Consider the following 10,778-nt stretch of genomic DNA (forward strand, 5'->3'; position numbering starts at 1 on the left):
CCCGTTCGGCTGCGCAGCAGCCGCAATACCCATGCCTGCGGTGTATCAGGAGAAATGGGGGGGCGGGATTTGGGGCCGCTTCGCAGCCCAACGGGGGCAAGCCCCCTCGCCACAAGGATAGAGGGGCATTCACCATGAGTGCCTTGCCTTACGCCTGGGCCAAGGCCCAACGCATCCTGCTGCGCAATGCCGACGACGGCGCGGTGTTGACGGTGTGCCCTTCGACGCCAGGCTGGTCGATCAGCGAAGTGCATCGGCAGTTCGGCCCGGCGCGGTTGGAGCGGGTGCGCGATGAAGAGCTCGACGGCTTGCTCGCCAGTGCCTACGCCGACACCGGCAGCGCGGCGGCGGTGGTCGGGGCGGCGGAGAATGAGGTCGATCTGGATCGGCTGATGCAGGACATCCCGGAAATTACCGACCTGCTGGACACCCAGGACGGCGCGCCGGTGATCCGCATGATCAACGCCTTGCTCACCCAGGCGGCGCGGGACGAGGCCAGCGACATTCACATCGAGCCCTATGAAAGCCATTCGGTGGTGCGCTACCGGGTCGACGGCACCCTGCGCGACGTGGTGTCGCCGCGCAAGGCGTTGCACGGGGCGCTGGTGTCGCGGATCAAGATCATGGCGCAACTCGACATCGCCGAAAAACGCCTGCCCCAGGACGGCCGTATCGCCTTGCGCGTGGCCGGGCGGCCGATTGATATTCGCGTGTCGACGGTGCCCACCGGTCACGGCGAGCGCGTGGTGATGCGCCTGCTCGACAAACAGGCCGGGCGCCTGCAACTGGAAACCCTCGGCATGGACCCGAAGGTACTGGCCAAACTCGACACCTTGATTCGCCAGCCCCACGGCATCGTGCTGGTGACCGGCCCCACGGGCAGTGGCAAAACCACCAGTCTCTATGCGGCGCTGGCACGGCTGGATGCCAGCACCAGCAACATCCTCACTGTCGAAGACCCGGTGGAATACGACTTGCCGGGCATCAGCCAGATCCAGGTCAACGCCAAGATCGACATGACCTTCGCCCTGGCCTTGCGCGCCATCCTGCGCCAGGACCCGGACATCATCATGATCGGTGAAATCCGCGACCTCGAAACCGCGCAAATCGCTGTGCAGGCCTCGCTCACGGGGCACCTGGTGCTGGCGACGTTGCACACCAACGACGCGGTGTCGGCGGTCAACCGTTTGATCGACATGGGGGTCGAGCCGTTTCTGCTGGCGTCGTCGATGCTTGGGGTGTTGGCACAACGTTTGGTCCGGCGCCTGTGCAATCAATGCAAACAGGAAGACCCCGCCACCCCGGGCACCTGGCGACCGGTCGGTTGCGCAGCCTGCAACCACACCGGCTACAGCGGCCGTACCGGCATTCATGAGTTGTTCTGCATCGACGACGACATCCGCACGCTGATCCACCAGGGCGCGGGTGAACAGGCGCTGCGGGCGGCGGCCCGTGAGGCGGGCATGTTCAGCATGCGCGAAGACGGCGAACGCTGGGTGAGCAGCGGCGCCACCGCGCCGGAAGAAATCCTTCGTGTCACACGGGACGCCTGATGAATCGCTACCGTTTTGAAGCCGCCGACGCCACGGGCAAGATCGAGGTCGGGCACCTGGAAGCCGACAGCCAGAGCGCGGCGTTCGGTGTGTTGCGCAGTCGCGGCCTGACCGCGTTGCTGGTGCAAATCGAAAACAACACGCCGGCCGGGTCGGGCGGTGGAATGTTCAGCGCCAAGCTCTCGGACAACGACCTGGCCTGGGCCACCCGGCAACTGGCAAGCCTGCTCGGCGCCAGCCTGCCGCTGGAGGCGGCGTTGAGCGCCACGGTGGAGCAAGCGGAAAAAACACACATCGCCCAGACCCTGAGCGCGGTGCGTGCCGATGTGCGCAGCGGCATGCGCCTGGCCGAGGCATTGGCCGCGCGGCCCCGGGACTTTCCGGAAATCTACCGCGCATTGATTGCGGCGGGGGAGGAGTCCGGCGACCTGGCCCAGGTCATGGAACGGTTGGCCGACTACATCGAAGAACGCAACAACCTGCGGGGCAAGATCCTCACCGCATTCATCTACCCGGGGGTGGTCGGGCTGGTGTCGATCGCCATCGTGATCTTCCTCCTCAGCTACGTGGTGCCGCAGGTGGTCAGCGCGTTTTCCCAGGCTCGTCAGGACCTGCCGGGGCTGACCCTGGCGATGCTCAATGCCAGTGACTTTATTCGGGGTTGGGGCTGGTTGTGTTTCAGCGTCATGGCCGGTGGCTTCTGGGGCTGGCGCTTGTATTTGCGCAACCCGCAGGCGCGGTTGAACTGGCACAGCCGCATCCTGCGCTTGCCATTGTTCGGGCGTTTTGTGTTGGGGTTGAACACCGCGCGGTTCGCCTCGACCCTGGCGATTCTCGGCGGTGCCGGGGTGCCATTGTTGCGGGCGCTGGAAGCGGCGCGCCAGACCCTGTCCAACGATCGCCTGAGCCTGAGTGTCAACGATGCCACGGCCAAGGTTCGCGAAGGGGTCAACCTGGCGGCGGCGTTGCGCGTCGAGAAAGTCTTCCCGCCGGTGCTGATCCACCTGATCGCCAGCGGCGAGAAAACCGGCTCGCTGCCACCGATGCTCGAACGCGCCGCGCAAACCCTGTCCCGGGACATCGAGCGCCGGGCCATGGGCATGACCGCGTTGCTCGAACCCTTGATGATCGTGGTCATGGGCGCGGTGGTGCTGGTGATCGTGATGGCGGTGTTGTTGCCGATCATCGAGATCAACCAACTGGTGCAGTAACGCGCTCGATGAGCACGGCTGTACAAGACAACCCGCGCTTCACTCCCTAGATTCACCCTTTGCCTGCCTGCTTTGAAATAGGCCTGTTGCGCACGGCGCAATGCTGTGTTGCGCCGCGGCCCGATTTCGCCATGGGCGAGCGTTGCGTAACGTGCTCGCCAGGCCGTATCGCACAAGCACACGACGCAAGGGGAAGACGATGGAGCGCAAGACGCTTTATGGCGCAGGACTGTTGGTGGTGGTCGCCGGGCTGGTGTTTTGTGGCGTGATGATGTGGCGGCCCGCCATTGCCCCGCTGACGCAACCCGCCGTCAGCGACAAGCTCAGTGCCAGCCGAGGCGCTCGGGTGGTGGAGCAGGGCGATTGTGCCGTCTGCCACACGCGCCCCGGCGGCGCGTACATGGCTGGCGGGTTGCCGCTGGTAACGCCGTTCGGCACGTTGTACACCACCAACATCACCCCGGATCGTGACACCGGCATTGGCCTGTGGTCCGAATCCGCTTTCACCCGGGCGATGCGCAAAGGCATTGCCCGGGATGGGCATTTTCTCTACCCGGCATTCCCCTACGTGCACTACCGCAAGATGACCGATCAAGACATCGCCGATGCCTATGCCTTTCTCATGAGCGTCGATCCGGTGCACGCGGTGGCGCCGGACAATCACATGATGTTCCCGATGAATTTCCGGCCCCTGGTGTCGTTCTGGAATCTGCTGTTCCTGCACGGCGACCCGCCCCGGGATGATCCGGCGCAATCACCTGCATGGAACCGTGGACGTTACCTGGTGGACGGCGCCGGGCATTGCTCCTCCTGCCATTCGCCGCTCAATTTGATAGGTGGCGAGAAGGGCAGCGAGCTGCTCAACGGCGGCCTCGTCGATGGCTGGCATGCACCGCCCCTCAAAGGCATGGCGACGGCCGCGAACCCCTGGAACCAGACACAACTGGTCGCCTACCTGCGTGGCGAGGTCGCCAGCGAACATGGTGGTGCGGCGGGGCCGATGCTGCCGGTGAGTTTGAGCCTGGCGCAAGTCCCGGTCGACGACGTCAAGGCCATCGCCGATTACCTGTTGAGTGTGCAACGCACTGCCGAGGCGCCGCAGCCGTGCCAAACCCTGAAGCCAGAAGCGCCACAGGCCAGTGCAGGCGCCGCAATCTTTGCCGGCGCCTGTGCCAGTTGCCACGGTGCCGGCGCACCGATGCGCGCGGTCGATGGCCGGCCCGGCCTGGCGATGACCTCGGCGTTGCAGGCGGACGATCCGCGCAACCTGATCAAGACCGTGCTCGAAGGCATTCCCTTGTCCACGGGCACTACCAGCCATTACATGCCCGCATTCGCCGACAGCCTGGACGATGCTCATCTGGTGGCCCTCGCGCAGTACTTGCGCGGGCAAAGCTGTGCGAACCGGCCTTGGGCCGATCTGGGCAAAACCGTCACCACCATTCGCAGCGAAGGCCAACCGAAATGATTACCTTGAACGTCAACGGTGCCGATCATCATCTGGACATCGACCCGGACATGCCGCTGCTCTACGCGCTGCGCAATCATCTGCAACTCAATGGCGCCAAATATGGCTGCGGCCTCGGGCAGTGCGGCGCCTGCACGGTGATGCTCGGTGATAAACCGGTGTTCTCGTGTCTGGTGCCAGCGATTGTCGCGACGGGGAAACCGGTGCGCACGGTCGAAAGCCTGGGCAGTGCCGATGAACCCGGCCCGCTGCAAAAAGCCTTTATCGATCAGCAAGCGGCACAGTGCGGTTACTGCATCGCCGGGATGATCATGCGCGCCCAGGCTTTGCTGGAAGTAAACCCCACACCGGACGAGCAGCAGATTCGCGAGCACATGGCGCCCAACCTGTGCCGTTGCGGCACCCATGTGCGGATTCTCGCGGCGATCAAAGCCGTCGTCGCCAGTGAGGTGAAACCATGAAAAACCCGGCGGATGCTTTTGATCCGAGTCGCCGTTCCTTCCTCATCAACGGGGCGCTGGTGGTGGGTTTTGCCCTGGTGCCGGGGGCTCGCCACGCCTTTGCCGACACCGAGGTCGATACCCTGGGCACCACCGTGCTGGCGCCGGATCTGCCGGGCAGCCTCAGGACCAATCCGTATCTGGATGCCTGGATTCGTATCGATGCCCAGGACGGCATCACGGTCTACACCGGCAAGGTCGAACTGGGTACCGGGGTCAAGACCGCGCTGTTGCAGATTGCGGCCGAACGGCTGGAGGTTGTGCCGGCGTCGATTCGCTTTCTCACCGCGGACACGGCGCTGACGCCGAACGAAGGGTATACGGCGGGCAGCCACTCGATCTTCGACAGTGGCACGGCGCTGTTCAACGCGGCGGCTCAGGTGCGTCAATTGCTGCTGGAGTCGGCGGCGCGACAGTGGCAGCAGGAGGTGAGCACCCTGCGCACCCGCGATGCCGTGATCCACGGTGCTGGCGGGCAGTCGATGAGCTATGTGCAGGCCGTTGCGGGCGTGCAATTACACCGTTACGCGGTGGCCAATTCGCCGCTCAAGGCTGCGGATCAGTTCACCCAGATCGGCCATTCGCTGCCGCGTCTCGATATTCCGGGCAAGGTCAGCGGCGGTGCCAGTTACGTGCAGGACATGCGCCTGCCCGGCATGTTGCACGCACGGGTGATTCGCCCGCCGCGTCGGGTCAGCCAGTTACTGGACATCGATCAGGGCGCCATCGAGCAGATGCCGGGAGTGGTGAAACTGCTGCGCAATGGCAGCTACCTCGCAGTGGTCGCCCAGGATGAATGGCAGGCGATCAAGGCCATGCGTTCCGGCTACGCCAGTGCACGCTGGACCGAGGGCAATCCGCTGCCGGACTCGCAACACATCCACGAGTTGCTGACCCAGTTGCCGTCACGGCGTTATCCGGTGAGCAACAAAGGCGCGGTCACTCAGGCGTCCGGGCCGGTGTACAAGGCGCGGGTGACCAAGCAATACCTGATGCACGGCTCTATTGGTCCGTCCTGTGCGGTGGCGCTGTTCGAAGCCGGCGGGTTGACGGTCTGGACTCACACTCAGGGCGTTTACCCGTTGCGCGCCGGTATTGCGCAACTGCTGGGCCTGGCCCCGGAAAAGGTTCGCTGCATCCATGTCGAGGGCGCCGGTTGCTACGGGCATAACGGCGCCGACGATGCCGCTGCCGACGCCGCGTTGATCGCCATGGCCGTGCCGGGTAAACCGGTGCGGGTGCAATGGATGCGCGAGCAGGAAAACCTCTGGGAACCCTACAGCTCGGCGATGCTGACCGAACTTGAAGCCGGGCTGGACGCCAGCGGCAAGTTGCAGAACTGGAGCTACGAACTCTGGACCACGCCCCACAACGAACGCATCGTCAACGCCGGGCGACTACTGCCGGCGTGGCTGTTGGCCAAACCCTTTGCCCCGGCACCCTCGGTGCCCATCGCCCAACCGGAAGGCGATGGCGATCGCAACGCAGTGCCGCTCTACGACATTCCCAACAGCCAGATCAACATGAACTTCCTGCTGCAGATGCCCTTCAGAACATCGGCCATGCGCTCCCTGGGCGCGCACATCAATGTGTTTGCCATCGAAGCGGCGATGGATGAACTGGCGGCGCGATCGGGGCAGGATCCGCTGCAATTTCGCTTGCAGCATTTGACCGATCCCCGGGCCCAGGCTGTGATCAAGCGAGTGGCACAGGCATTCGCCTGGCCCCACAAGGCACCCGGGCCGGGGAGTGGCATCGGCTTCGCCTTCGCCCGCTACAAGAACATCATGGGTTACTGCGCCATTGCCGTGCAGTTGCACGTGCAGCGCCAGACCGGTGAAGTGGTGATCGACCGGGTGGTGACAGCGGTGGATGTGGGGCAAATCGTCAGCCCGGATGGCCTGCGCAATCAGGTCGAAGGCGGGATCATCCAGTCGGCCAGTTGGACCCTGTATGAGCAGGTGGAATACGATCCGCAAGGTGTGCGCAGCTACGACTGGAGCGGTTACCCGATCATCCGTTTCCCGGCGCTGCCGCGTCAGGTCGATGTGCATTTGCTCGATCAGCCGGGTGAGGCCTTTCTCGGGGCCGCGGAAATTGTGCAAGGACCGATGGCGGCGGCGCTCGGCAACGCCATGGCCGACGCCACGGGCCAGCGTTTGCTGCACTTGCCTTTGGCCCGCAAGGGTTGGCACGAAGTACTGCGCGCATAACCCCCCTGCAAGAGGGTTGCGGTGAACCCATTAAGGAATGTCATGGACAAGCTGCTCGCAATGAAGATGTTCGTCCAGGCCGTAGACGCCAGGGGCTTCTCGTCCGCCGCCCGACAACTGGGCCTGGCGACGTCGTCCGTGACGCGGATGGTGGATGGGCTGGAGGCAGAATTGGGCACGGTGTTGCTTAACCGCTCCACCCGCCAAGTGACCTTGACCGACGCGGGCAGCGCTTACTATCGCAACGCGCGGGATATCTTGAACGCCGTGGCCGATGCTGACGCGGCGATCTCGGACCGGGGTGAGGAGCCCGCCGGACAATTGCGCATCTCAGTGCCGGTGGCTTTCGGCCGATGCCTGATCGCGCCGCACATCGCCACGCTGCTGGAGCGCTACCCGAAACTGGTGCTGGAGATGATCCTGTCGGATGAAATCGTCGACCTGCTGGGGGAGCGCATCGACCTGTCGATCCGCCTGGGCTCGGCAGCACCGATGGACGCGCTGATCAGCCGTCCCGTGGGGGCCTTTCGGCGTCGGGTGGTGGCCAGTGTCGGTTACCTTGATGCCGCCGGCTTTCCCGACCAGCCCATGGACCTCTTGCGCCATAAATGCCTGTGCTTCAGTTATGGCCTGCAACCACAGTACTGGACCTTTTTGGAGGCGGGGCAGGAGGTTCGCGTCCCGGTGGAAGGCCCGTTCAAGAGCAACAATGCCGAGGTCTTGCGCGAAGTGGTGCTGGGTGGCGGCGGGGTGGCGCTGTTGCCGGACTGGCTGGTTGACGAGGACATTCGTTGCGGGCGTCTGACGTCCCTGTTCGATGAGTTCGTGGTCAATCCCAATAGCGCCAGTTCGGCCATTTGCGCGCTGTACCTGCCCAATCACCGGGGCTCGAAACGGATCAACGCGTTTATTGATTTCCTCATCGAGTTGCTGCGGCGCGAGGGTGAATGACCCTGCGTTGCGTTTTGCGCAACGGGACATTGCGCGGGCGGTGGATTCTCTGAAAAGCCCAGGGTGACTACCTTGGGCGCCACAGACCTTCCACCCCAGAGACCGCCATGAACCCCAAGACCTCCCAGCGCGCCCACTTGTTTAGCCCACTCAAACTCGGCCAACTGAGCCTCGACCACCGCGTCGCCATGGCGCCCCTGACCCGTTCCCGGGCCGGCCAGCCCGGCAATGTACCGACGCCGATGAACGTCGAGTATTACCGTCAACGGGCCAGCGCCGCGTTGATCATCAGCGAGGCGACGCAAATTTCCCAGCAAGGCCAGGGCTATGCCTGGACGCCGGGTATCCACACCGACGCGCAGATCCGTGGCTGGAAAGCGGTCAGCGATGCGGTCCACGGCGAAGGCGGGCGCATGTTCCTGCAGCTGTGGCATGTGGGGCGAGTGTCGCACCCGGTGTTTCAGCCTGACGGTGGCCTGCCTGTGGCGCCGACCGCGCAACCGGTCCCCGGCAAGACCTTCATCCTCAATGAGCGGGGCGAAGGGGTCTGGGGCGATGTGCCGGTGCCGCAGGAGCTGGATGTTGCGGGTATCGAAGCGATCATCGCCGATTACCGCCAGGCTGCGCGCAATGCCTTGCTGGCGGGCATGGACGGCGTGGAAATCCATGCGGGCAATGGCTACCTGCTCGATCAGTTCATCAACAGCGCCAGCAACCAGCGCAGTGACGGCTATGGCGGCAGTATCGAAAACCGCGCGCGGCTGTTGCTTGAAGTCGTGGCGGCGGTGATCGAGGAAGTCGGGGCCGACCGCGTGGCGGTGCGCCTCACGCCGATGGGCCGCTTCATGGGCATGGGCGACGACACCCCGGAGCAGACCTTTGGCTACATCGTGTCCCGGCTCAATGAGTGGAACCTGGCGTACCTGCACCTGGTAGAACCGATGATGGTTGGTACCGTGCTGGATGAAGACACTGACCCACGCTGGGACGCGATCATCAAGCAACTGCGCCGGACGTTCAGCGGCGTGCTGATGCTGGCGGGCGGTTACAACGGCGACACCGCCGAGCAGGCCATCGCCGAGGGTCGCGCCGACCTGATTGCGTTCGGTCGCCCGTTCATTGCCAACCCGGATCTGCCGGCGCGTCTGCGGGACCGCACCGAGCTCAACCCGGCGGACGGTGCGAGCTTCTTTGGCGGTGATGCCAAGGGCTACATCGACTATCCCGCATTGGCGTAACCCGCGGGCAAAAATTGTTTCCACACTTTTATCAGCACCCGAGCGCTGGCTGAGCCATCCTCGGGTTCGCTGTTCTGTCATACGAAACCGTCCATCAACGACTGACCGTGGGCTCCAGCCGAGCTGACGGAACCCGGTCGAAAACCATCGCTGAAACGCCCGCCATTCCCTGCGCAAACACCCGAGAAATTCTGCAAAAAATCCACGCCCGGCACCCGAGGTTTTTTCCTCTATCTGTCACTGGAAGCTGCGAACTTCTAACCCATGGCCTCACCCCGGACGACCTTCAGAGCAAGGCGAAGATTTGAGCGCCATGGCGTCATTAACGAGCACATCACACCCACGTATGAACACGACGAAAGGAGCTTCTTCATGTTTAAGCGCACTATGATCGCAGCCTCGTTGGCTGTTGCCGCACTGGCTTCTGCCCAATCCATGGCCGCTGTTGTCGGTGGCGGTGCAACCCTGCCGGAAAACCTCTACAACGGCACCTCGACCCTGCCACGCCTGCTGCCGACTGACTTCAGCTACACCGGTGTCGGCAGTGGCGCCGGCAAGACCGCTTTCCTGACCAACGCCCCGGCTTCGATCAACCAGCCTGCCGGCACCCCGGTGGATTTCGCCGGTAGCGACTCGGTGCTCAGCGCCACTGAACTGACCAACTACAACAACGCCAATGGCGCCGCGTTCGGCAAGCTGATCCAGGTGCCGTCCGTGGGCACTTCGGTGACCATTCCATACAAACGTACCGGCGTGACGTCCCTGCAATTGACCGGCGCTCAGTTGTGCAACGTGTTCTCCGGCACCACCACGACCTGGGGCCAGTTGCTGGGCACGGCTGACACCACCGCGATCAAAGTGATCTACCGTTCCGGTTCCAGCGGTACCACTGAACTGTTGTCGCGCTTCCTCAACGATTCGTGCCCGACCAAGTTCGGCGTCAGCGGCACGTTCATCACCGCCAACATCGGTGCCGAGCCTGCCAACTGGCAAGCCGTGGCCACCAGTGCTGACGTCGTAGCCGCTGTAAACGCCAACGATGGCGCAATCGGTTATGTCAGCCCTGACTATGTCAACGCCAACAGCGCTGCCGTGGTCGCTCGCGTCAGCAAGCTGCCACTGGCTGCCGGCGTTGCCGCACCACTGCCGAACGCAACCAACACCCGCACCGCTTTGGGCACGGCACTCGCGCCGTCCACCAAGGCCGATCGCGCCAACCCGTTGAAGTGGGTACCTACTTTCGGTAGCGCTGCCACTGATACCGCTGTTCCAACCACGGGCTACCCAATCGTGGGCTACACCAACTTGCTCGTTGGCCAGTGCTACGCCACTGCCGCCGATGCCACTGCTGTGCGCAATTTCCTCAATGACCTGTACACCGGCACCAAGGCCTCTGTGATTGCCCAGCACTCCTTCGTCAGCCTGCCAACCGCGTTCGCTGCCGAAGTCAAGAAAACCTTCCTGGACGACACCTACGCCGAAGGCCTGAACATCGCCAACGTCAGCGTCTGCAACGGTGTTGGTCGTCCATAACCCAAGCGCCTGAAGTGACGTCGCCAAGGATCGGCGATGGCAATAACAATCGGCAGCGGCCTGTACGGCGCTGCCGATTTTTGCGTGGTGTGGCCCTGCCTTATCCCACCT

At 63.7% G+C, this 10,778-nt stretch carries 8 protein-coding genes; all 8 read left to right on the forward strand.

The annotated features are described in order from the left end of the window. The first annotated feature begins 134 nt into the window (after positions 1–134). The 8 genes from gspE (at position 135) to ACY4LX_RS15935 (ending at position 10,667) form a co-directional block, all read left to right on the forward strand. Complete coding sequence (gene gspE / locus ACY4LX_RS15900) at positions 135–1,553, forward strand: type II secretion system ATPase GspE (protein ID WP_463260499.1); 1,419 nt, start codon at positions 135–137, stop codon at positions 1,551–1,553. Next, positions 1,553–2,764, forward strand: a complete 1,212-nt coding sequence (gene gspF / locus ACY4LX_RS15905; RefSeq protein WP_463260500.1) for a type II secretion system inner membrane protein GspF — start codon at positions 1,553–1,555, stop codon at positions 2,762–2,764. Before gspE ends, gspF begins: the two co-directional genes overlap by 1 nt. A 199-nt stretch (positions 2,765–2,963) precedes the next feature. Next, positions 2,964–4,232 (forward strand): c-type cytochrome, encoded by a 1,269-nt coding sequence (locus tag ACY4LX_RS15910; RefSeq protein WP_463260501.1) that lies wholly within the window; start codon positions 2,964–2,966, stop codon positions 4,230–4,232. Beyond that, on the forward strand, positions 4,229–4,693 hold the full coding sequence (locus tag ACY4LX_RS15915) for a (2Fe-2S)-binding protein (RefSeq protein WP_149658222.1): 465 nt from the start codon (positions 4,229–4,231) through the stop codon (positions 4,691–4,693). Before ACY4LX_RS15910 ends, ACY4LX_RS15915 begins: the two co-directional genes overlap by 4 nt. Further along, positions 4,690–6,945 carry a xanthine dehydrogenase family protein molybdopterin-binding subunit gene (locus ACY4LX_RS15920; protein WP_463260502.1) on the forward strand — a complete coding sequence of 752 codons (2,256 nt, stop codon included), beginning with the start codon at positions 4,690–4,692 and terminating at the stop codon, positions 6,943–6,945. Before ACY4LX_RS15915 ends, ACY4LX_RS15920 begins: the two co-directional genes overlap by 4 nt. A gap of 42 nt (positions 6,946–6,987) precedes the next feature. Then, a complete protein-coding gene (locus tag ACY4LX_RS15925; RefSeq protein ID WP_149658220.1) occupies positions 6,988–7,896 on the forward strand; it encodes a LysR family transcriptional regulator in 909 nt (302 codons plus the stop codon). A gap of 107 nt (positions 7,897–8,003) precedes the next feature. Further along, positions 8,004–9,134 (forward strand): alkene reductase, encoded by a 1,131-nt coding sequence (locus ACY4LX_RS15930; RefSeq protein ID WP_463260503.1) that lies wholly within the window; start codon positions 8,004–8,006, stop codon positions 9,132–9,134. A 372-nt stretch (positions 9,135–9,506) separates the two neighbouring features. Further along, a complete protein-coding gene (locus ACY4LX_RS15935; RefSeq protein WP_463260504.1) occupies positions 9,507–10,667 on the forward strand; it encodes a substrate-binding domain-containing protein in 1,161 nt (386 codons plus the stop codon). Positions 10,668–10,778: the final 111 nt, after the last annotated feature.

It is taken from the genome of Pseudomonas sp. Emmai, assembly GCF_055179735.1.